At 71.8% G+C, this 21,366-nt stretch carries 16 protein-coding genes, 1 other RNA gene and 1 pseudogene; 7 read left to right on the top strand and 11 right to left on the bottom strand.

What is annotated here, in order from left to right:
- Positions 1-20: 20 nt before the first annotated feature.
- The 3 genes from Q6969_RS02295 to Q6969_RS02285 all read right to left on the bottom strand — a co-directional run bounded on the left by Q6969_RS02295 (position 21) and on the right by Q6969_RS02285 (position 4,040).
- On the bottom strand, positions 21-1,064 hold the full coding sequence (locus Q6969_RS02295) for a hemolysin family protein (protein ID WP_317228996.1): 1,044 nt from the start codon (positions 1,062-1,064) through the stop codon (positions 21-23).
- Positions 1,057-2,487: a hemolysin family protein gene (locus tag Q6969_RS02290; RefSeq protein WP_317228995.1), complete on the bottom strand. Its 1,431-nt coding sequence runs from the start codon at positions 2,485-2,487 to the stop codon at positions 1,057-1,059. The genes Q6969_RS02295 and Q6969_RS02290 overlap by 8 nt, the downstream gene beginning before the upstream one ends.
- 113 nt (positions 2,488-2,600) lie before the next feature.
- Entirely contained in the window at positions 2,601-4,040 is a 1,440-nt protein-coding gene (locus tag Q6969_RS02285) for a GuaB1 family IMP dehydrogenase-related protein (protein WP_317228994.1), read from the bottom strand.
- A 177-nt stretch (positions 4,041-4,217) separates the two neighbouring features.
- Between Q6969_RS02285 and Q6969_RS02280 the strand changes: the two genes are divergently transcribed.
- Complete coding sequence (locus tag Q6969_RS02280; RefSeq protein WP_317228993.1) at positions 4,218-8,036, top strand: multifunctional oxoglutarate decarboxylase/oxoglutarate dehydrogenase thiamine pyrophosphate-binding subunit/dihydrolipoyllysine-residue succinyltransferase subunit; 3,819 nt, start codon at positions 4,218-4,220, stop codon at positions 8,034-8,036.
- Between the two features lie 108 nt (positions 8,037-8,144).
- On the opposite strand, the gene Q6969_RS02275 is transcribed toward Q6969_RS02280, so the two are convergent.
- Genes Q6969_RS02275 through Q6969_RS02265 form a run of 3 tightly spaced genes read right to left on the bottom strand, consistent with a single transcriptional unit; the run spans position 8,145 to position 9,618 of the window.
- Positions 8,145-8,585 carry a GNAT family N-acetyltransferase gene (locus Q6969_RS02275; protein ID WP_317228992.1) on the bottom strand — a complete coding sequence of 147 codons (441 nt, stop codon included), beginning with the start codon at positions 8,583-8,585 and terminating at the stop codon, positions 8,145-8,147.
- A 35-nt stretch (positions 8,586-8,620) separates the two neighbouring features.
- Positions 8,621-8,863 (bottom strand): zf-HC2 domain-containing protein, encoded by a 243-nt coding sequence (locus tag Q6969_RS02270; RefSeq protein WP_094115594.1) that lies wholly within the window; start codon positions 8,861-8,863, stop codon positions 8,621-8,623.
- Entirely contained in the window at positions 8,860-9,618 is a 759-nt protein-coding gene (locus tag Q6969_RS02265; protein WP_396335502.1) for a sigma-70 family RNA polymerase sigma factor, read from the bottom strand. The genes Q6969_RS02270 and Q6969_RS02265 overlap by 4 nt, the downstream gene beginning before the upstream one ends.
- A 130-nt stretch (positions 9,619-9,748) precedes the next feature.
- Between Q6969_RS02265 and aroA the strand changes: the two genes are divergently transcribed.
- Genes aroA through Q6969_RS02250 form a run of 3 tightly spaced genes read left to right on the top strand, consistent with a single transcriptional unit; the run spans position 9,749 to position 13,085 of the window.
- Positions 9,749-11,176 carry a 3-phosphoshikimate 1-carboxyvinyltransferase gene (gene aroA, locus Q6969_RS02260; protein ID WP_317228990.1) on the top strand — a complete coding sequence of 476 codons (1,428 nt, stop codon included), beginning with the start codon at positions 9,749-9,751 and terminating at the stop codon, positions 11,174-11,176.
- Positions 11,173-12,237: a ribosome small subunit-dependent GTPase A gene (gene rsgA, locus Q6969_RS02255; protein ID WP_317228989.1), complete on the top strand. Its 1,065-nt coding sequence runs from the start codon at positions 11,173-11,175 to the stop codon at positions 12,235-12,237. Before aroA ends, rsgA begins: the two co-directional genes overlap by 4 nt.
- Positions 12,238-12,272: 35 nt before the next feature.
- The gene (locus Q6969_RS02250) at positions 12,273-13,085 is read left to right on the top strand and encodes an inositol monophosphatase family protein (protein ID WP_317228988.1); all 813 of its coding nucleotides are present in this window, start codon (positions 12,273-12,275) and stop codon (positions 13,083-13,085) included.
- Between the two features lie 34 nt (positions 13,086-13,119).
- Here the strand turns inward: Q6969_RS02250 and Q6969_RS02245 are convergent, their stop codons facing one another.
- Positions 13,120-14,607, bottom strand: coding sequence for an MFS transporter (locus Q6969_RS02245; protein ID WP_317228987.1), 1,488 nt, complete (start codon positions 14,605-14,607; stop codon positions 13,120-13,122).
- 241 nt (positions 14,608-14,848) lie between these two features.
- Here Q6969_RS02245 and Q6969_RS02240 point away from each other — a divergent pair, with 241 nt between their 5' ends.
- From Q6969_RS02240 to Q6969_RS02230, 3 genes are read left to right on the top strand one after another with little or no spacing between them, the layout of a single operon-like run.
- Positions 14,849-15,928: an extracellular solute-binding protein gene (locus Q6969_RS02240; protein ID WP_317228986.1), complete on the top strand. Its 1,080-nt coding sequence runs from the start codon at positions 14,849-14,851 to the stop codon at positions 15,926-15,928.
- Positions 15,928-16,956 (top strand): ABC transporter ATP-binding protein, encoded by a 1,029-nt coding sequence (locus Q6969_RS02235; RefSeq protein WP_317228985.1) that lies wholly within the window; start codon positions 15,928-15,930, stop codon positions 16,954-16,956. Before Q6969_RS02240 ends, Q6969_RS02235 begins: the two co-directional genes overlap by 1 nt.
- Before the next feature lie 2 nt (positions 16,957-16,958).
- Positions 16,959-18,770, top strand: coding sequence for an iron ABC transporter permease (locus tag Q6969_RS02230; protein WP_317228984.1), 1,812 nt, complete (start codon positions 16,959-16,961; stop codon positions 18,768-18,770).
- Between the two features lie 95 nt (positions 18,771-18,865).
- On the opposite strand, the gene ssrA is transcribed toward Q6969_RS02230, so the two are convergent.
- The 4 genes and pseudogenes from ssrA to Q6969_RS02210 form a co-directional block, all read right to left on the bottom strand.
- Positions 18,866-19,239, bottom strand: a transfer-messenger RNA (tmRNA) gene (gene ssrA, locus Q6969_RS02225).
- A 146-nt stretch (positions 19,240-19,385) separates the two neighbouring features.
- The gene (gene smpB / locus Q6969_RS02220) at positions 19,386-19,862 is read right to left on the bottom strand and encodes an SsrA-binding protein SmpB (protein WP_094115589.1); all 477 of its coding nucleotides are present in this window, start codon (positions 19,860-19,862) and stop codon (positions 19,386-19,388) included.
- Positions 19,863-19,929: 67 nt separating this feature from the next.
- Positions 19,930-20,847: a permease-like cell division protein FtsX gene (gene ftsX, locus Q6969_RS02215; protein WP_094115588.1), complete on the bottom strand. Its 918-nt coding sequence runs from the start codon at positions 20,845-20,847 to the stop codon at positions 19,930-19,932.
- A pseudogene (locus tag Q6969_RS02210) lies at positions 20,844-21,366 on the bottom strand (cell division ATP-binding protein FtsE); the annotation flags it as partial. The pseudogene Q6969_RS02210 and the gene ftsX, both read right to left, overlap by 4 nt.

Genomic DNA, 21,366 nt, shown 5'->3' with positions numbered 1-21,366 from the left:
GCCGTCGTCGTGCCTCCGGGTCAGATGCGCCGGGTGGCGTCCTGCACCTCGCCGACGAGCTCCTCGATGATGTCCTCGAGGAACAGCACCCCCGTCGTCTCGCCGGCCTCCGTGAAGGCGCGGGCGAGGTGCGCGCCGGACCGGCGCATCATGGCGAGGGCGTCCTCGAGCTCGGTGCCCTCGAACACCGAGACGAGCTGTCGGATCCGCTTGGCCGGCACGGGCCGCACGAACTCGTCGGCCTCGTCCAGGTCGATGACGTCCTTCAGGTGCAGGTACCCGGACGGCTCGCCCCGGTCGTCCACGATCACGTAGCGGGAGAACCCGTGGCGCGCGACGGCCCGCTCGACCTCGGAGGGCGACGCGGTCTCGTGCAGGCTGACCAGCGCGTCGAGCGGGATCGCGATGTCCTGCACCTTCTTGCCGGTGAACTCGAACGCGGCGGTCAGAGCGCCGGTCCGGTCCTCGAGCACGCCCTCCCGCGTCGACTGGTCGACGATGCCCTGCACCTCGTCGAGCGTGAAGGCGCTGGCGGCCTCGTCCTTCGGCTCGACCCCGAACAGGCGCAGCACGCCGTTCGAGATCCCGTTGAGCGCCAGGATGAGGGGCTTCACGACGCGGGCGATGCCCACCAGCGGCGGCGCGAGCAGCAGCGCGGCCCGGTCCGGGACGGAGAAGGAGATGTTCTTCGGCACCATCTCGCCGAGGACGACGTGCAGGAACGACACCAGCAGGAGCGCGATGACGAAGGCGATGGTCGAGATCGCCTCGTCCGGCAGCCCGGTCGCGGCCAGCGGGATCTCCAGCAGGTGGTGGATGGCGGGCTCGGACACGTTGAGGATCAGGAGCGAGCACACGGTGATGCCGAGCTGGGTGGTCGCGAGCATGAGCGTCGCGTGCTCCATGGCGTAGAGGGTCACGCGGGCGGCGCGGCTGCCCTCCTCGGCGCGCGGCTCGATCTGGGACCGCTTCGCGGAGATGACCGCGAACTCGGCCCCGACGAAGAAGGCGTTGACGGCGAGCAGCACGACGAGCGCGATGATCCCCCCGGCGTACTCACCCATGGGACGGCTCCTTCCGGCGGGCCTCGCGGTCCGCGTCGGCCTGGCGGCCCGCCTCGCGTTCGGCCTGGCGCACGGCCTGGCGGTCCGCCTGGCGCTCGGCGCGCGTGGTGCCCACCGCGGTGGCGACGGGCTCGGGCACGGGGGTGAAGCGGATCCGGTCGATCCGCCGGCCGTCGAGCCGCTCGACCCGCAGCGTGCCGGTCTCGAGCTCCAGCTCGTCGCCGACCACGGGGAGCCGGCCGAGCTCGCTCATCACGAAGCCCGCCGCGGTCTCGTACGGGCCCTCGTCGGGGATCCGGAGGCCCGTGCGCTCGAGGAGCTCGTCGGGGCGGAGCATGCCGGGGAACGTCAGCGAGTCGCGCGAGCGCACGACGCCCGCCCGCGTGCGGTCGTGCTCGTCGGCGAGCTCGCCGACCAGCTCCTCCACCAGGTCCTCGAGCGTGGCGACGCCGGCGGTGCCGCCGTACTCGTCGACGACGACGGCCATCTGGAACCCGCGTCCGCGCAGCTCGCCGAGGAGGTCGTCGAGCTTCATCGTCTCGGGCACGCGGATCGCCTCGGACTGCAGCGCGGTCACGGGCACCTGGGCGCGCTTCTCGCGCGGCACCGCGACGGCCTGCTTGACGTGCACGAGGCCGATGACGTCGTCCACGCCGTCGTCGGTCACCGGGAAGCGCGAGTAGCCGGTGGTCATCGCGAGCTCGATGACCGTCTGCGCGCTGTCGGTGCGCTCGACGGACTTGACCCGCAGGCGCGGCGTCATGACGTCGGACGCCGTGAGGTCCGCGAAGCGCAGGGTGCGGCTGAGGAGCATCGCCGTGTCGTCCTCGAGGAGGCCGGCGAGGGCGGAGCGGCGGACGAGCGAGGACAGCTCCTCGGCGCTCCGGGCGCCCGAGAGCTCCTCCTTGGGCTCGATGCCGACCAGCCGCAGGATGCCGTTGGCGCTGTCGTTGAGCAGCACCACGGCGGGCTTGAACACGGTCGTGAACAGCGCCTGGAACGGGATCACGAGCTTGGCCGTCTCCCGCGGCAGGGCCAGCGCGAAGTTCTTGGGCACGAGCTCGCCGACGATCATCGACAGCAGGGTCGCGACGACGAGCGCCACGACCGTAGAGACCGGCGGGACGAGGCCCTCGGCGAGCCCCGCCGAGGTGAGCGGCCCGGCGAGGAGGCGGCTGAGCGCCGGCTCCATCGTGTAGCCGGTGAGCAGCGTCGTCAGCGTGATGCCGAGCTGGGCGCTCGAGAGGTGGGTGGAAGTGATGCGCAGCGCGCGGATCGGCGGGCCGAGCCGCTTCTCACCGCGCTCCTGGCGCTTCTCCAGGTCGGAGCGGTCGAGGTTGACGAGCGCGAACTCGCTGGCCACGAAGAGGCCGGTGCCGAGGCTGAGGACGAGGCCCGCAGCCAGGAGGAGCCATTCATGCAAGGGAGCGGCTCCCGGGCGCCGGGCGCGCAGCCGGCTTCAGGTGGAGGGGCGCGCCGAGCGGGGGTCTATGAGCAGGAGGGGGGTCGTCCATCGTCCGTCGAGCATACCGGGGCTCACCAGCCCACGGGCAGGGGCTTGCCCTCCTCGTAGCCCGCCGCCGACTGGATGCCCACCGCCGCCCTGTCGGCGAACTCCGCCCGGGTGCGGGTGCCCGCGTAGGCGAAGGCGCTCCGGACGCCGGAGGTGATCGTGTCGAGCAGGTCCTCGATGCCCGGCCGCAGCGGGTCGATGCGGATCCTGCTGGTCGAGATGCCCTCGGCGAACAGCGTCCGCCGCGCGAGCTCGAAGGCCTCCCGGCGGCCGAAGCGCTCCTGCACGGCGCGGGTCGACGCCATCCCCCAGCTCTCCTTGGCGAGCTGGCCGTCCTCGTCGACGAGCAGCCGTCCGGGCGACTCGACGGTGCCCGCGAACCAGGACCCGATCATGACGCTGGCCGCGCCGGCAGCGAGGGCCAGGGACACGTCGCGCGGGTACCGGACTCCCCCGTCCGCCCACACGAGGGCACCGGCGGCGCGCGCCGACTCCGCCGTGTCGAGCACGGCGGAGAACTGCGGGCGCCCGACCGCGGTCATCATGCGCGTGGTGCACATGGCGCCGGGTCCCACGCCGACCTTGACGATGTCGGCGCCGGCCCGGACGAGGTCCCGGGCGCCCTCCGCCGTCACGACGTTGCCCGCGACCAGCGGCACGCGCGGGTCGAGGGCGCGGACGTCGCGGATCGCGCGGAGCATCGCCTCCTGGTGGCCGTGCGCCGTGTCCAGCACGAGGACGTCGACGCCCGCGGCGAGGAGCGCACGGGCCCGGCCCACCGGGTCCCCGTTGACGCCGACCGCCGCGCCGACGGCGAGGCGCCCGTGCCCGTCGACCGCGGGCGCGTAGACGGTGGAGCGGAGGGCGCTGCGGCGGCTGAGCGTGCCCACGAGGCGGCCGTGCGCCAGGACCGGCGCGAAGTCGAGGCCGGCGGCGTGCATCAGGTCGAAGGCGGCGCGCCCGGTCGGCACGTCGTCGGCGTCGAGGGACGCGAGCGCGCCGTGCGGCAGGTCGCCGAGCCTGGTGCCGTCGGGGATCCCGGCCAGCTGGGTGCCCTCGAGGCAGCCCACCATGCCGCCGTCGGCGTCGCGCAGGACGATGCCGTGGCCCGCGATGGGCGGGAGGAGCTCGCGCGCCTGGCCGACCGTGGCGTCCACGGGGAGCTCGAGCGGCGAGTCGTAGGCGACGGGCGCCGCCTTCACGTGGTGGATGGCGGCGTCCAGCTCCTGGGGCCGGAGGTCCTGCGGGAGGATCGCGATCCCGCCACGGCGGGCGAGCACGGCGGCCAGCCGCGGGCCGGTGACCGAGCCCATGTTGCTCGCCACCACCGGGATGGTGGCGGGGGTGCCGTCGCCGGGCGTCAGGTCGACGTCCATGCGGCTGGCGACGTCGGACCGGCCCGGGCTCAGGAACACGTCCGAGTAGGTCAGGTCGTGGGTGGGAGCCTCTCCGGTGAACCTCATGGCACGACGGTAGACCCGGCGTCCGGCCGCGCGCCAGGCCGCCGCCCGGGGCCGCGCTCCGACGCGCCGCTCCCGCCTTCCCCACCGGGGGAAGGCCTAGGCTGGGGATCGTGACGCGCGGACGCGAACGGGCCGCGCGAGGCAGACGACTGACGTGAAGAGAGCGGGCGATCAACTGTGTCGAGCCAGGTGACTGGTACGGGGACCGATGACGGTTCCACGGGCGACTTCGGAGCCAACGAATGGCTCGTCGACGAGATGTACGAGAGGTACCTCGTCGACAAGGACTCGGTGGACCGCAGCTGGTGGCCGATCCTGGAGAACTACCACAGCACCGTGATCGAGGGCCGCGAGGCGACGCCGGCCACCGGCGACCAGACCGCCGAGGCGCAGATCCCGGAGTCGGACGGCACCTCCGCCCCCGCCACGACGAACACGGGAGCCCCGGCAGCGACGCCCGCCCCCGCATCCGCCGGCCAGCCGGACGCGTCGGCGCAGCAGCCCGCCACGGGCGCGCAGCCCGCCGCGCGCACCACGAGCATCGCCCCGAAGCAGCAGCCCATCCCCGCGCAGGCCCCGGCGAAGGCGCCCGCCAAGAAGGGCGCGGAGCCCGCGCCCGAGGGCGAGGACCAGGTCTCCCCCCTCCGCGGCATGGCGAAGAGCCTCGCGACCAACATGGACGCCTCGCTCACGATCCCGACCGCGACGAGCGTCCGCACGATCCCGGCGAAGCTGATGATCGACAACCGCATCGTCATCAACAACCACCTGAAGCGCGCCCGCGGCGGCAAGGTGTCGTTCACGCACCTCATCGGCTGGGCGCTCATCCAGGCGCTCAAGGAGTTCCCGAGCCAGAACGTCCACTACGACGAGGTCGACGGCAAGCCGAGCGTCGTCTCCCCCGCGCACATCAACCTCGGCATCGCGATCGACATGCCGAAGCCGGACGGCACGCGCGCGCTCCTCGTCCCGAGCATCAAGGGCGCCGAGGCCATGACCTTCGGCGAGTTCCTCTCGGCGTACGAGGACCTGGTGAGGAAGGCCCGCGGCAACAAGCTCGCCGCGGGCGATTTCGCCGGCACCACGATCTCGCTCACCAACCCGGGCGGCATCGGCACGGTCCACTCCGTGCCGCGCCTCATGAAGGGCCAGGGCGCCATCATCGGCGCCGGCGCCCTCGAGTACCCGGCCGAGTTCCAGGGGTCCTCCCCCAAGACGCTGGTCGAGCTCGGCATCGGCAAGACCATCACGCTGACGAGCACGTACGACCACCGCGTGATCCAGGGCGCCGGCTCCGGCGAGTTCCTGAAGATCGTGCACGAGCGCCTCATCGGCCAGCACGGCTTCTACGAGGACATCTTCGCGGCCCTGCGGATCCCCTACGACCCCATCCAGTGGGCCACCGACATCAACGTCGACCTCTCGGAGCGCGTCTCGAAGACCAGCCGCGTGCAGGAGCTCATCAACGCCTACCGCGTCCGCGGGCACCTCATGGCGGACATCGACCCGCTCGAGTACCAGCAGCGCACGCACCCGGACCTCGAGATCACGAACCACGGGCTCACCTTCTGGGACCTCGACCGCGAGTTCGTGACGGACGGCTTCGGCGGCCGCCGCCAGGCCCTCCTCCGCGACGTCCTCGGCATCCTCCGCGACTCCTACTGCCGCACCATCGGCATCGAGTACATGCACATCCAGCAGCCCGACGAGCGCCGGTGGATCCAGGGCAAGGTGGAGCAGCCCTACGCGAAGCCCACGCACGACGAGCAGATGCGCATCCTGTCCAAGCTCAACGAGTCCGAGGCGTTCGAGACCTTCCTGCAGACCAAGTACGTCGGGCAGAAGCGCTTCAGCCTCGAGGGCGGCGAGTCCACGATCTCGCTCCTCGACACGCTGCTCCAGGGCGCCGCCGACCACGGCCTCGACGAGGTCGCGATCGGCATGGCCCACCGCGGGCGCCTCAACGTGCTCACCAACATCGCGGGCAAGAGCTACGGCCAGATCTTCCGCGAGTTCGAGGGCACCCAGGACCCGCGCACGGTGCAGGGCTCCGGCGACGTGAAGTACCACCTCGGCACGGAGGGCACGTTCCGCGGCGTCCACGGCGAGGAGATGCCGGTGTACCTCGCGGCGAACCCGTCGCACCTCGAGGCCGTCAACGGCGTGCTCGAGGGCATCGTCCGCGCGAAGCAGGACCGCAAGCCCATCGGGACCTTCTCGGTCCTGCCGATCCTCGTGCACGGCGACGCGTCGATGGCCGGCCAGGGCGTGGTCTTCGAGACGCTCCAGCTCTCGCAGCTGCGCGCCTACCGCACGGGCGGCACGGTCCACATCGTGATCAACAACCAGGTGGGCTTCACCACCCCGCCGTCGGAGTCCCGCTCGTCGGTGTACTCGACGGACGTGGCGAAGAGCATCCAGGCGCCGATCTTCCACGTGAACGGCGACGACCCGGAGGCCGTGGCGCGCGTCGCGCACCTGGCCTTCGAGTTCCGCCAGGAGTTCCACAAGGACGTCGTCATCGACCTCGTGTGCTACCGCCGACGCGGCCACAACGAGGGCGACGACCCGTCCATGACGCAGCCCCTCATGTACAACCTCATCGAGGCCAAGCGCTCGGTGCGGAAGCTGTACACGGAGGCGCTCGTCGGCCGCGGCGACATCACCCAGGAGGAGTACGACGCCGCGCAGAAGGACTTCCAGGACCGCCTCGAGCGGGCCTTCGCGGAGACCCACGCCGCGCAGACGTCGTCCATCCCCATCCAGACCGGCGACGCCGGCGCGGTCGCCGACCTCGAGCGTCCCGACTCGCAGCAGGACGACGGCCACGGCGAGCCCGAGACGACGGGCGTGTCCGAGGCCGTGGTCCACGCCGTCGGCGACGCCCACGACAACCCGCCGCAGGGCTTCTCGGTGCACCCGAAGCTGCAGGCGCTCATGCGCAAGCGCCTCGACATGAGCCGCAACGGGTCCATCGACTGGGCCTTCGGCGAGCTCCTCGCCATCGGCTCGCTGCTGCTGGAGAACACCCCGGTGCGCCTCGCCGGCCAGGACTCCCGACGCGGAACGTTCGTCCAGCGCCATGCCGTGCTGCACGACCGCGACAACGGCCAGGAGTGGCTGCCCCTCGCGAACCTCAGCGACCGGCAGGCGCGGTTCTGGATCTACGACACGCTCCTCAGCGAGTACGCCGCCATGGGCTTCGAGTACGGCTACTCCGTCGAGCGGCCCGACGCGCTGGTGCTCTGGGAGGCCCAGTTCGGGGACTTCGCGAACGGCGCGCAGACCGTCATCGACGAGTTCATCTCCTCGGCCGAGCAGAAGTGGGGCCAGCGCTCGAGCGTCGTGCTGCTGCTGCCGCACGGCTACGAGGGTCAGGGCCCGGACCACTCCTCGGCGCGCATCGAGCGGTTCCTTCAGCTCTGCGCCGAGCAGAACATGACCGTCGCCCGCCCGTCCACGCCCGCGTCGTATTTCCACCTGCTGCGCCGCCAGGCGTACTCGCGGCCGCGTCGCCCGCTCGTGGTCTTCACGCCCAAGGCGATGCTGCGGCTCCGCGGCGCGACGAGCGACGTCGCGTCGTTCACGTCCGGCCGGTTCGAGCCGGTCATCGACGACGTCCGGATCGAGGACCGCGGCGCCGTCCGCCGGGTGCTCCTCCACTCGGGCAAGGTGCACTACGACCTGCTCGGCGAGCTGGAGAAGCGCCAGGACACGTCCATCGCCCTCGTGCGGCTCGAGCAGTTCTACCCGTTCCCCGAGGAGCAGGTGCGCCGTGTCGTCGAGTCGTACCCGGACGCCGAGGTCGTGTGGGTCCAGGACGAGCCGGAGAACCAGGGCGCCTGGCCCTTCGTGCACGTGGAGCTCGGCCGGGTCCTGCCCGACCGTCCCGTGCGCGTGGTGTCGCGCCCGGCCGCGGCGTCACCCGCCGCGGGTTCCAGCAAGCGCCACGCCACGGAGCAGACCGACCTGATCGCCCGCGCCACCGCCGAGTGATCCCGGGGGCGCTCCGCCCCGCACGACGAGAGGCCCGGTCCCCTGGGGGACCGGGCCTCTCGTCGTGTCGGCGGCGCGGCGTCGCGGGCGGGTGCCGACGCGCGGCGGTCAGCCCAGCTTCGAGTAGCGGATGCCGGACGCGTGGTAGCCGCGGCGGGCGTAGAAGCGCGTGACGTTGTCGCGTGCGGCGGCCGAGGTCGCGAGGAACCGGGTGGCGCCGTGCTCCCGCGCCCACGCCTCGTAGTGGCGGATGAGGTCCGAGCCGATGCCGCCGGCCTGCCGGCCCTCGCGCACCACCAGGATGATGAGCTGCGCGATCGGCTCGTCGTCGGCGAGGCCCCACATGAGGTGCCCGCCCGCGAGGCCGGCGATGTCCCCGGCGTCGTCGCGGACCACCCACGTCTCGTGGCCGGCCGCCGCGGTCATCCGCGAGAGGCGGGCCGCGACGCGCTCCTCGTCCACCTCGTAGTCCAGCAGCCGCAGCAGCTCGACGATGACGGTCAGGTCGGCGGGGGACGGCGCCCCGAGGGACTGGATCGCGTTGGTCACGTCCCGAGATTACCGGGACGCGGCGACCGCTCCGGTCAGTGGGTGGCCTGGATGGACCGCAGCTTCTCCATCACCTGCATGCGCAGGTCCTCCGGGGCGGCCTCGGAGCACGCCCGGCGCACGGTGTCCCGGAGGACGACGCCGACGCGGTGCTCGCGCGCGCAGTCCGGGCAGTTCGCCATGTGCTCGCGGATGTCGGCGGCGTCCGCCTTGTCGAGCTCGTGGTGCAGGTACTCCTCGAGATCCTTCTTGGCCTTGTCGCAGCCGCAGTCGCTCATTTCGTCGCTCCAGTGAGGTGCGCGGTGGAGATGCCCCGCTCGCGCGCGTAGTCGGAAAGGAGGCCCCGCAGCATCCGGCGGCCTCGGTGGAGGCGGCTCATGACGGTGCCGACGGGGGTCTTCATGATGTCGGCGATCTCCTGGTAGGAGAAGCCCTCGACGTCCGCGAAGTAGACCGCCATGCGGAAGTCCTCCGGGATGGACTGCAGCGCGTCCTTGACGGTGCTGTCCGGCAGGTGGTCGATGGCCTCCGCCTCGGCGGAGCGCGTGGTGGTCGCCGTGGCGGACGTGGCGCCGCCCAGCTGCCAGTCCTCGAGCTCGTCGATCGTGCCGTTGTACGGGTCCCGCTGCTTCTTGCGGTAGTTGTTGATGAAGGTGTTCGTGAGGATCCGGTAGAGCCAGGCCTTGAGGTTCGTGCCCTGCTTGAACTGGTGGAAGGCCGTGTAGGCCTTCACGAACGTCTCCTGGACCAGGTCCTGCGCGTCCGCGGGGTTGCGCGTCATGCGCAGGCCCGCCGCGTAGAGCTGGTCGATGAACGGGAGCGCCTGCTCCTCGAAGAGCTCGCGGTTGTCCCCGGGCTGCGCCGGGCGCGGCTCCGCGTCCTCGGCCCGCTCCGCCTCCTGCTGGTCCGCGGCCTCCTCGGTGGAGAGCACGACGGCCTCCACGAGCTCCGCGGGCGCGGCCTGCGGGGTCGACGCATCGCCCCCGGTGGTGTCGGCCGGCGCGTCGTGACTGGTGTTCCCTGAAGTGGCCATCAAGGCAGATTCTACGGCGCGCACGAGCTCGGCGGACGGGGCCGCCGGTGCTGTCCTCGTGATCACGGGTGATCCTTCCCGGCCCGGGATCCGGGCCTGCCGGACGTCTGCCCGGTACTCTGGTGAACCCATGGAGATCTTCAGGTATTCCGGTCCGACCTTCAGCCCGTACGACGACGACCGGACCCACCAGCCGGTCCCGACGGACGACGGCCCCTGGGCGGCGCCGGTCGCCGACGGCCCGCTCGACGCCACCGTGCCGCTGCCCGGATCCAAGAGCCTGACCAACCGGGAGCTCGTGCTCTCGGCCCTCGCGGACTCCCCCTCGGTCCTCCGCGCGCCGCTGCGCTCGCGCGACACGCGCCTGATGATCGAGGCGCTGCGCGCCCTCGGCACCGTCATCGAGGAGATCGACGGCGACGGGGCGTTCGGACCCGACCTCCGCATCACGCCCGCCGAGCTCGCGGGCGGCATCACCATCGAGTGCGGGCTCGCCGGCACCGTCATGCGGTTCCTGCCGCCCGTCGCCGCCCTCGCCCTCGGACCCGTCTCCTTCGACGGGGACCCGAGCGCGCGCCGCCGCCCCATGTCCGGCACGATCGAGGCGCTCCGCGCCCTCGGGGTGGACGTGAACGACGACGGCCGCCGCGCCCTCCCCTTCAGCCTCTACGGGACGGGCGAGGTGCCGGGCGGCGAGATCGGCATCGACGCCTCCGCGTCGAGCCAGTTCGTCTCCGGGCTGCTCCTCGCCGCCCCGCGGTTCGCCGAGGGGCTGCGGCTCCGGCACACGGGCGCGACGCTGCCGAGCATGCCGCACATCGCGATGACGATCCGCACGCTCGCCGACCGCGGCGTGGTGGTCGAGAGCCCGGAGCCCGGTCTCTGGATCGTGCCGCCCGCGCCCATCGCCGGTCGGGAGGTGCGGATCGAGCCCGACCTGTCGAACGCCGCACCGTTCCTCGCGGCGGCGATCGTCGCCGGCGGCCGCGTGGCCGTCCCCGGCTGGCCCCGGGAGACGACCCAGGTCGGCGCCGACCTCGCGCACCTCCTGCCGCGCTTCGGCGCGACCGTCACCCGCGAGGGCGACGGGCTCGTCGTCGACGGCGGCCCGGGCCTCGCCGCCGGGGGCCGCATCCCCGGCGTGGACCTCGACCTCAGCACGGGCGGCGAGCTCGCGCCCGCGCTCGTCGCCCTCGCGGCCCTGGCCGACGGACCCAGCCGCATCACCGGCATCGGCCACCTCCGCGGACACGAGACGGACCGCCTGGCCGCGCTGGCCGCGGAGATCACCGGGCTCGGCGGATCCGTCACCGAGCTGGAGGACGGCCTCGAGGTCACGCCGGCACCGCTGCACGGCGGACCGTGGCGCGCGTACGAGGACCACCGCATGGCCACGGCCGGCGCGATCATCGGGCTCGCCGTCCCCGGCGTCGAGATCGACGACATCGGCACGACCGCGAAGACCCTCCCGGAGTTCCCCGAGCTGTGGATCGGGCCGCTCCTCGGCCGGGCGCCCCGCGCCGCGGTCGACCCGCTCGCCCTCGGCGGGCTCCTGTGAGCTGGCTCGCCGACCCGGAGCAGGACGACGGCGTCTGGGACGCCTACGACGAGTCCTCCGTGCGCGTCCGCCCGAACCCGAAGGGCAACAAGCCGCGCAGCAAGCAGCGCCCCGGGCACGCGGACGCCGTCGAGGGCCGCGTGCTCACCGTCGACCGCGGGCGCTTCGGCGTGCTCGTCGGGGAGGACACGCCGGAGGAGCACACCCTCACGGCGACCCGCGCGCGCGAGCTCGGAAAGAAGGCCGTGGTCACCAACGACCGCGTCGACATCGTCGGCGACACCTCGGGCGACGAGGGCAGCCTGTCCCGCATCGTCCGCATCGCGCCGCGGCGCACGCTGCTGCGCCGGAGCGCCGACGACTCCGACGCCGTGGAGCGCGTGATCGTCGCGAACGCCGACCAGATGCTCATCGTCGTCGCCGCCGCGGAGCCCGAGCCGCGCGCGCGCCTCGTCGACCGCTACCTCGTCGCCGCGTTCGACGCGGGGATCCAGCCGATCCTCTGCATCACGAAGTCGGACGTCGCCGACCCCGCGCCCTTCGCGGCGCACTTCCGCGTCCTCGACGTCCCCGTGGTCCTCAGCCGCAGCGACGACGTGCCCCTCGACGAGCTGCGCGCCCTGCTCGCGGACCGCACGACGGTCGCCGTGGGGCACTCGGGCGTCGGCAAGTCCACGCTCGTCAACGCGCTCGTGCCGGACGCGCGCCGGGCCACCGGCGTCGTCAACCAGGTCACCGGGCGGGGTCGCCACACGTCGAGCTCCACCGTGTCGATGCGCGTCGAGACGGGCGGCGGCGGCCACGGCTGGATCATCGACACCCCGGGCGTCCGGTCCTTCGGGCTCGGGCACGTGGACCCCGCGAACATCCTCCGCTCGTTCGCCAGCTACGCGCACCTCCCGGAGGGCGAGCCGCCCGGCGGCATCCCGCTGACGGAGGCGCACGACTGGGAGATCGTCGACCGGGTCGAGGCCGGCGAGCTCGGCGACGCGGGACGCGAGCGCCTGCACTCGCTGCAGCACCTGGTCAGCAACCGGTCGGACGCCGCCAAGGCCGAGTGACCGGCCCCGGCGGACCCGATCGGTAGGCTCGTCCCGTGGCCTCCGAACCCCTGCACTCCCTGTCGTCCGACCTGCGGCTCGCACGGGAGCTGGCCGACATGGCCGACTCCATCTCGCTCGACCGCTTCCGCTCGGCCGACCTGTCGATCGAGACGAAGGCCGACTCCAGCTGGGTCACCGACGCCGACATGTCCGTCGAGCGGGCGATCCGCGCGGGCATCGCCGAGAGCCGCCCCCACGACAGCGTCCTCGGCGAGGAGTACGGCACGTCCGGCTCGTCGTCCCGGCAGTGGATCGTGGACCCGATCGACGGCACCTCGAACTTCGCCCGCGGCGTGCCCGTCTGGGGCACGCTCATCGCCCTCGCGGTCGACGGGGTCCCCGTCGTCGGCGTCGTGAGCGCGCCCGCGCTCGGGCGGCGGTGGTGGGGGGCCACCGGGCTCGGCGCCTACGTCGACGACACCCTCGGCCAGGCCACGACGTCGGAGGAGCGGCGCATCCGCGTCTCCGACGTCGCCCGGCTCGAGGACGCGTCCATGAGCGTCGCGGGGGTGCAGCGCTGGCGCGACGCCGACCGCCTCGAGGAGCTGCTCGACCTCTCCGCCCGGGTGAAGCGCTCGCGGGACTTCGGCGACATGTGGGCGTACATGCTGCTCGCCGAGGGGCTCCTCGACATCGCGGGCGAGCACGACCTGAAGCCCTACGACATGGCCGCGCTGATCCCGGTGGTCCAGGAGGCCGGCGGACGCTTCACCTCGGTCGACGGGGAGCCGGGTCCGTGGCACGGCTCCGCGCTGGCGACCAACGGGCACCTGCACGATGCCGTGCTGGCGGTCGTGGCGCGCTGAACCGCAGCCCGCGACCCGGTGCGGCGACTGGCGATCAGGCCGCCTCGGCGCGCTCCCGACGACGGCGCTGGCCGAGGTCCACGAACCCGATCGCGAGGGCGACGGCGACCAGCCCGATCGTCACGAGGAAGCCGTTGCGGAACCCGTCGTGGTACACCGCCAGGCTCGCCGTGCCATCGCCCGAGGCCTCCGCGTAGAGGGTGCTGAAGAACGTGGCCGACGCCGCCGCGACGCCCACGGCCGTGCCGACGCGCTGGCCGACCTGCGCCATGGACCCGGCGACGCCGCCCTCGGTGACGGGGATCTCGGCGAGGGTGAGGGTCTGGTTCGGGGAGATCACGAAGCCGGCCCCGACGCCCGCGACGAGCATCGCCGCCGCCATCGCCCACGGGGTGACCTCGGCGGGCGTGAGCACGGCCGCCAGCAGGAGCAGGGTAATGCCGACCGCGACAATCACGAGGCCGATGACGACGAGCTGACGTCCGAGCCGCGAGACGAGCCGTCCGCCGATCCAGGCGGTGACCGCCGACGACAGCGCGAACGGGATGCTCACCATGCCGGCGAACACGGGCGCCAGGCCGAGGCCCTGCTGGAGGTACAGCGTCGTGAGCAGGAACACCGCGGGGATGGCGGCGAAGTACGCGGTCGCGATGAGGATCCCGTTGCGGTAGGAGCCGAGGGAGAAGAGCGCGAAGTGGACGACCGGCGACCGGCCGCGCGCCTCGTACCGGCGCTCCCAGACCACGAAGAGCCCGGCGGCCACCGCGGCGCCCGCGAGCCAGAGCCACCGGAGCGGATCGTCGTCCGGCCCGCCCGTGGTGAGGACGAAGGGCAGCATGAGCGAGAACGTCGCGACGGCCAGGAGGACGATGCCGACGGGGTCGAGGCCCGCCTTCCCCTGCGGGCGCGCCTGCCGCCGTGGCAGCAGCTTGAGCGCGAACGCGATGGCCACGATGCCGAGCGGGATGTTCATCCAGAAGAGCAGGCGCCACCCGTCCTCGGGGCCGCCCAGCTGGATCAGGAGCCCGCCGAGGGTCGGTCCGAAGGCGGTCGAGATGCCGACGACGGCGCCGAACAGGCCGAACGCGCGCGCCCGCTCCTCCCCCTGGAAGAGCTGCTGGATGAGCCCGAGCACCTGCGGCATCTGGATGCCCGCGGCGACGCCCTGCAGGATCCGGGCGATGACGAGCGTGCGGACGTCGGGCGCGATCGCGCAGAGGAGGCTCGCGATCGTGAAGGAGCTGAGGCCGATGACGAACATGAGGCGCCGGCTGCGGATGTCGCCGAGGCGCCCGGCCGGCACGAGCGCGAGCCCGAACGCGAGGGCGTAGCCGGCGACGATGAGCTGGAGGTCGGTGGACCCGGCCCCGAGCGAGGACTCGATGGACGGGAGGCCGACGTTGACCTTGGAGAGGTCGAGGATCGTGAGGGCGGCCACGCCGACGCAGACCCAGAAGGCCTGCCAGCGGGTGCGCTCCTCCTCGTCGGTGCGGGGCGTGTCCGTCGTGGTGTTCCGGGTCATGCGGTATCGAATCCCATACACGGGCTATGTATTCCCGCTCCCGCGAGCGCGGGCACCGTGCCCGGGACCAGCTTGCTCCTCATGCGAGGAAACAGCCCGGCGTGTCCCTATGCTGAACAGCGAGCCAACAGCGTCCGCCCGACCGGGTCGCCGGGGACCCCGCTCCTAGGGTGGGGAGTTCCGTGCCCGGACGGTGCAGCCGTCCGCGAGCACACCGACGTGCTCCCTCCGAGAGGACACCATGAAGAACCGCTCCCGTCTCATCGCCTCGCTCGCCGCCATCGCCGCGGCCGGCCTCGTCCTTGCCGGATGCGGGTCCTCCGCCGGCACCGGCACCGCGGATCCGGCGGTCTCCCCGGCCACCGGCGACACCCTCATCGTCTACACGAACTCCAACGGCGACGGGCGGGGCGACTGGGTCACCGCGGAGGCGGAGAAGGCGGGCTTCGACATCCAGATCGTCGGCCTCGGCGGTGCCGACCTCGCCAACCGCATCGTCGCGGAGAAGAACAACCCGGTCGGCGACGTGGTGTTCGGCCTCAACAACATGTACTTCGAGAACCTCAAGGCGGAGGACGCCATCACCGCCTACACCCCGGCCTGGTCGGGCGAGGTCGACCAGGCATCCGGCGACCCGGAGGACGGCGCCTACTGGCCGCTCGTCGAGCAGGCCATCGTCACGGTGCACGACTCCGCGCAGACGTCCGGCGCCGACGTGCCCGACGACGTGACCGACCTCTACTCCTCCGAGTACGAGGGGCGGTACGAGGTCAACACGCGCCTCGGGGAGGCCACGCCGCAGCTCATCCTCGCCGGGCTGCTCACGCCGTACGAGGACCCGGACGGCGACCTGGGCATCAGCGACAAGGGCTGGAAGGCGGTCGAGGAGTACTTCGCGAACGGCTCCCCCGCCGTCGAGGGCACGGACCTCTACGCCCGCCTGTCCCGCGGCGAGGTCGCGTTCGGGACGCTCCCCTCGAGCGGCATCGCGGCTCGGGACGAGCAGTACGGCACGACGACGGAGGTCGTCCCCGCGAAGGCCGGCGTGCCGTTCGTCACCGAGCAGATCGCCGAGATCGCCGGGACGAAGAAGGAGGAGCGCGTCCGCGAGTTCATCGACTGGTTCGGCAGCGCCGACGTGCAGGGCGCCTTCGCGGCCGAGTTCTCCAGCTACCCCGTCAACACGACCGCGCGGTCCGAGGCCCTGCCCGCCGTCACGGAGCTCATCGAGTCGCTGGAGAAGCAGGACGTCGACTACGGCTTCGTCCGCGAGCACATCGCCGACTGGGTCGAGAAGACCGAGCTGGAGTACCTGCCCTGATGATCCGCTTCGACGACGTCGAGGTGCGCTTCGGGGACCAGGTCGCCATCCCGGCGCTCGACCTCGAGATCCACGAGGGCGAGTTCTTCACCCTCCTCGGGCCGTCCGGCTGCGGGAAGACGACCGCGCTGCGGACCCTGGCCGGCTTCGTCGAGCCGAGCCGCGGCGACATCGTCATCGACGGGCAGGTCGCCACGCGACTGCCCAGCGAGAAGCGCCGCGTGGGCATGGTGTTCCAGAACTACGCGCTCTTCCCCAGCATGTCCGTGCGGGAGAACATCGCCTTCGGCCTCACGGTGCGGAAGGCGGGCAGGGCGGAGACCGACCGGCTCGTGCGGGCGATGGCCGACCAGGTCGAGCTGAGCGCCGCGCAGCTCGACAAGAACGTCGCCGAGCTCTCCGGCGGCCAGCAGCAGCGCGTCGCGATCGCCCGCGCGCTCGTGCTGGAGCCGCGGATCCTGCTGCTCGACGAGCCGCTGTCCAACCTCGACGCGAAGCTCCGCGTGCAGTTGCGCGACCAGCTGAAGGGGCTGCAGGCCCGCCTCGGCATCACCACGGTCTACGTCACGCACGACCAGGAGGAGGCGCTCACCATGAGCGACCGCATCGCCGTCTTCGACGCGGGGCGCATCGAGCAGGTCGGCACCCCCGAGGAGGTCTACGACCGCTCGGCCACCGAGTTCGTGGCCACGTTCGTGGGCGCCATCAACGCCCTGGGGCCCACGACGGTCGCCCGGCTGCGCGATGCGGGCGCATCGGCCCTCGACGCGTCGGGCCGCGCCTACGTCCGCCTCGAGCGCGTGTCGGTCGATGCCTGCGACGCGGTGCCGACGGATGCGCGCCGCGTGCGGCTCGAGGGCGTCGTCGCGGCGCGCTCGTACCACGGGTCCTACAGCACGTACCGGGTCGACCTCGGGGACGACGCGGTCGACGCGCTGGTGGCGGAGACCGGCGCGCCGCCCCTGGCGCCGGGCACCGAGGTCGCGGTCGGCATCGACCCGTCCGCCATCCTGCAGTACGGGTCGTAGCCGTGCGCACCCCGGTCCGCGCGCTGCTGCGCTCCCAGCTCGGCGTCGTGGTGCTCATCGCCGCCCTGTGGTTCATCGTCACGTTCCTCGTCTTCCCGAACGCGAACCTGCTCGTCACGACGTTCTTCCCGGACGGCGCCTTCAGCGGCCGCGCGCTCGAGAAGCTCGTGAGCTCCGACCGCGCGATGCGGAGCGTGGGCAACAGCCTCCTGCTCGCGGTCACCCTCGCCGTCACGGTGAACGTCGTCGGCATCTTCATCGTCCTGGTCACCGAGTACTTCGTGGTGCGCGGCTCCCGCGTCCTCTGGCTCGGCTACGCCACGACGCTCATCTACGGCGGGATCGTCCTGGCCGCGGGCTACAACTTCATCTACGGGCGGTACGGCTTCGTCACGGCCATCGCCCAGCGCGCCTTCCCCGATCTCGACCCCGACTGGTTCTCCGGCTACTTCGCGGTCGTCATCGTGATGACCTTCGCCACGACCACCAACCACATGCTGTTCCTCCGCTCGTCGCTCGCCGCCATCGACCACCAGACGATCGAGGCCGCGCGCAGCATGGGCGCCGGGACCGGGCGCATCCTCTTCCGCATCGTGCTGCCGGCGCTGCGCCCCATGATCTTCGCGGTCACCGTGCTCACGTTCCTCACCGGCCTCGGGGCGCTCACCGCTCCCCTGGTGCTCGGCGGCACGGGATTCCAGACGGTCGCCCCGATGATCGTCACGTTCTCCAAGAGCACGAGCTCCCGGGACCTCGCGGCGCTCCTCGCCATCGTGCTGGGCGTCGCCACCATCGTGCTCCTGGCGATCATGAACCGCGTGGAGAAGTCGGGCGTGTACTTCTCGGTCGCGAAGGTCGCGACGCCGTTGCAGAAGCAGCGCATCCGGAACCCGGTCGTGAACGCCGTCGTGCACGTGGTCGCGTACGCGCTGTTCGTCGTCTACGCGCTGCCGGTGATCCTCATCGTGCTGTTCTCGTTCCTCGACTCCCGGAGCGTGCAGACGGGCACCATCACCCTCGACTCGTTCACGCTCGGCAACTACGCGACGGTGCTCGGCTCCCCCGACGTCCTCCGGCCGTTCGTCGTGAGCCTCGTCTACAGCGCGCTGGCCGCGGTCATCGTCGTGGCGGGCCTCCTCTTCGTCGCCCGCCTCGTGCAGCGGAACCGGAACTGGGCGACGGCCACGATCGAGTACCTGCTGCACATCCCGTGGATCCTGCCGACGATCCTCATCGCCCTCGCGCTGCTGCAGACCTTCGACCGCCCGCAGCCGCTCATCGGCGGGCAGGTCCTCACGGGCACCACCTGGCTCCTGCTGGTGGCGTACATCATCGTGAAGGTCCCGTTCACGCTCCGTCTCCTCAAGGCCGCGTTCGCGAGCGTGCCGCAGTCGCTGGAGGACGCGGCCCGCATCCTCGGCGCCCGCTCCCTGACGACGTTCCGCCGGGTGCTGGTTCCGCTCGTCATCCCCACGGTCGCGGCGATCACGGCGCTCAACTTCAACAGCCTGCTCGACGACTACGACGCGGCGGTCTTCCTGTACCAGCCGCTGTACGAACCGCTCGGCATCGCGATCAAGGCCAGCACCGAGGGCGAGGCGAACCTCGACTCCATGAGCATCACGTTCGTCTACACGGTGCTGCTCATGATCATCATGGGCCTCACCATGTACCTCGTGTACGGGCGCACCGGCGGTCGGAGGCGCCGTCGCGGCCGCACCGCCTCACCGGCGGTGGAGACGACGGCGCCGGCCCTCGCGACGTCGGACCCGGGGGCCCCGGCCCCGGCGGCGCCGCGCGCACCGATCGGCTGATCCGTCCGGAGACGACGAGGGCCCCGTCCAGCGGACGGGGCCCTCGTCGTCCGGACGGATCCGGAGCCTCGACGAGCGTGGAGCATGCGACGCGATGGTGGAGATGCGGGGAATCGAACCCCGGTCCACTGCTGTAATCCTGCGCCTTCTACGGGTGTAGCCAGGAAAGGCGTTCTGCTCGGCCCCGACTCTTGCTCCTGGCATCTGAGTCGACGGGCCCAGCCACAGTGCGAGTCCCACACGGCCCTGAGGCACGACCGCGTAGCAATCTCTCTATCTGTCGCCGGTTGCCGGTTAGAGAGCATCACCGGACCGACGGACCTCTTAGTGCTTTCGCTTAGGCAGCGAGAGCGAAGTCAGTGCGCTTGGAATTGGCACTTGTGTTGTGCAGGGAGCGTTTACGAGATAGCCCTGCATCCTCGACCCGCTTCTCGCAGTTTTGCAGGCAATGTCGAAACCGATCATCCCCATGCACGACCGTGCACCTGACGGTGCCCGAGCCGGGTCGCATGTTCCACGCTGTCGAGTTGTCAATCGCGGTCACGGATGAACGCGACCAGCCCTCTACGATAGCCGACCAGAGCCGGCGGCGCCACCGTGCGGCGACGCCGACCGCTAGTCGCCGAGGCGGCGGTGCGACGCCATGGCCCGGTCGGCCTCGCGCTTGTCCTGGCGCTCCCGGAGCGTCTGGCGCTTGTCGTACTCCTTCTTGCCCTTCGCGATGGCGAGCTCCACCTTCGCACGGCCGTCCACGAAGTAGAGCTGCAGCGGGACGACCGTGTAGCCGCCCTCCTTGACCTTCGTGTGGATCTTGAGGATCTGGTCCTTGTGCAGGAGCAGCTTGCGCTTGCGACGCACCGGGTGGTTGTTCCACGTGCCCTGGTTGTACTCCGGGATGTGGACGGCATCGAGCCAGGCCTCGCCGGCGTCGACGAACGCGTAGCCGTCGACGAGCGAGGCCCGCCCCTGCCGGAGCGACTTGACCTCGGTGCCCGTGAGCACGAGGCCGGCCTCGTAGGTCGACTCGATGGTGTAGTCGTGGCGCGCCTTGCGGTTGGTCGCCACCACCTTCTCGCCACGTTCCCTGGGCACGGTGGTCTCCTCGATGATGATGGATGGGTCCGCCCGGATCCGGGCAGCCCATCAGTCTACCGGCGGATCAGATGCGCAGGTAGCGGCTGATCGCGAAGTTCGCCGACACCGCCGCGAGCACCACGCCGACGCCGAGCAGGATCGGCACCACCAGCAGCGCGTCGTCCATGTTGACGAGCGATATCGACGTGAGCCGGGTGCTCAGGAACCCCTGGACGAAGAACCGCACGAGAGCCACCGTCGCGGCGCTCGCGAGCACCGAGCCGATGAGGGCGGCGAACACGCCCTCCAGGATGAACGGGGTCTGGATGAAGCGGTTCGACGCCCCGACCAGCCTCATGATGCCCAGCTCCCGTCTCCGCGAGAACGCGGACAGCCGGATGGTGGTGGCGATGAGCAGCGCCGCGGCGACGAGCATGAGCCCCGCGATGCCGACGGCCGTGAGGCTCGCGGCGTTGAGTATCGAGAAGATCTGGTCGAGGTACTGCCGCTGGTCCGTCACGTTTTCGACGCCGGCGAGCCCGGACAGGCTGTCGCTCAGGATGTCGGACTTCGACGGGTCCTTGAGGTTCACCCAGAAGGCTTCGTTGAGGAACTCCGGCTGCACGAGCTCCGTGACGGGGTCGCCCTGGAACTGCTCCTGGAAGTTGGCGTACGCCGTGTCCTGGTCCTCGAAGTAGTACCTGTCGATGAAGGGCGCGAGCGTGTCGCTCTCCAGCTGCTGCTCGACCGCGTCGATCTGCTCCTGGGTGGCCTTGCCGTTGACGCAGGTCTCGCTCGGCACGGACGTGTCGGTGCAGAAGTCGATCGCCACCTGGGCGCGGTCGTACCAGTAGTTCTTCATCTGGCCGATCTGCATCTGCAGGAGCACGGCGGCGCCCACGAACGTGAGCGAGATGAAGGTGACGAGCACGACCGAGACGACCATGCTGACGTTGCGGCGGAGGCCGTTGCCGACCTCGGAGAGCACGAGTCCGAGTCTCATCGCGTGGGCCCCACATCCTGTGCGCCGGTGTCGTCCGGCGACTCGCCGCGGGCGCGGAGCCCCAGCTTCTCGGCCAGGCCGAGCTCGGCGAGCTCGGCGTCGTCCCGTCGGTCGTCCGGCGCGGGTCCGCCCTGGCCGTCGGACAGGTCGGGCAGGCGGATCACGCCGGTGCCCTCGGGGAGCCGGCGGATGGAGCCGGTGCTCGGCGCGGCGGGTGCCGCACCTCCCCCGTTGCGCCGGCTGGATGGCGCGGCGGGCGTCGCCGGGCTGTCGTCCGCGGAGGTCCGGTCGGCACGCTCGTCGTCGCGGCCGTCGGGAGCCGTGTCGCGGATGACCGGGATGGCACGCGAGGGCGCCTGCTCGACGGACTCGGCACGCGCGGGCTCCGCGCCGACCTGCGGTACGCGCGGCGCCTCGGACGCCGCCGTCCCGGCGGGCTCGGCATCGGGACGGTCGGGAGCGGGATCCACGCGGGCCGCCTCGGCGAAGGCCGACGGCGCGGAAGCCGACGGCGCGGAG

Source organism: Clavibacter sp. MX14-G9D, assembly GCF_032917815.1.
Taxonomy (GTDB): domain Bacteria; phylum Actinomycetota; class Actinomycetes; order Actinomycetales; family Microbacteriaceae; genus Clavibacter; species Clavibacter michiganensis_K.
The sequence above is the reverse complement of the archived record's forward strand: the minus strand, read 5'-3'. Positions and strand labels throughout refer to the sequence as shown.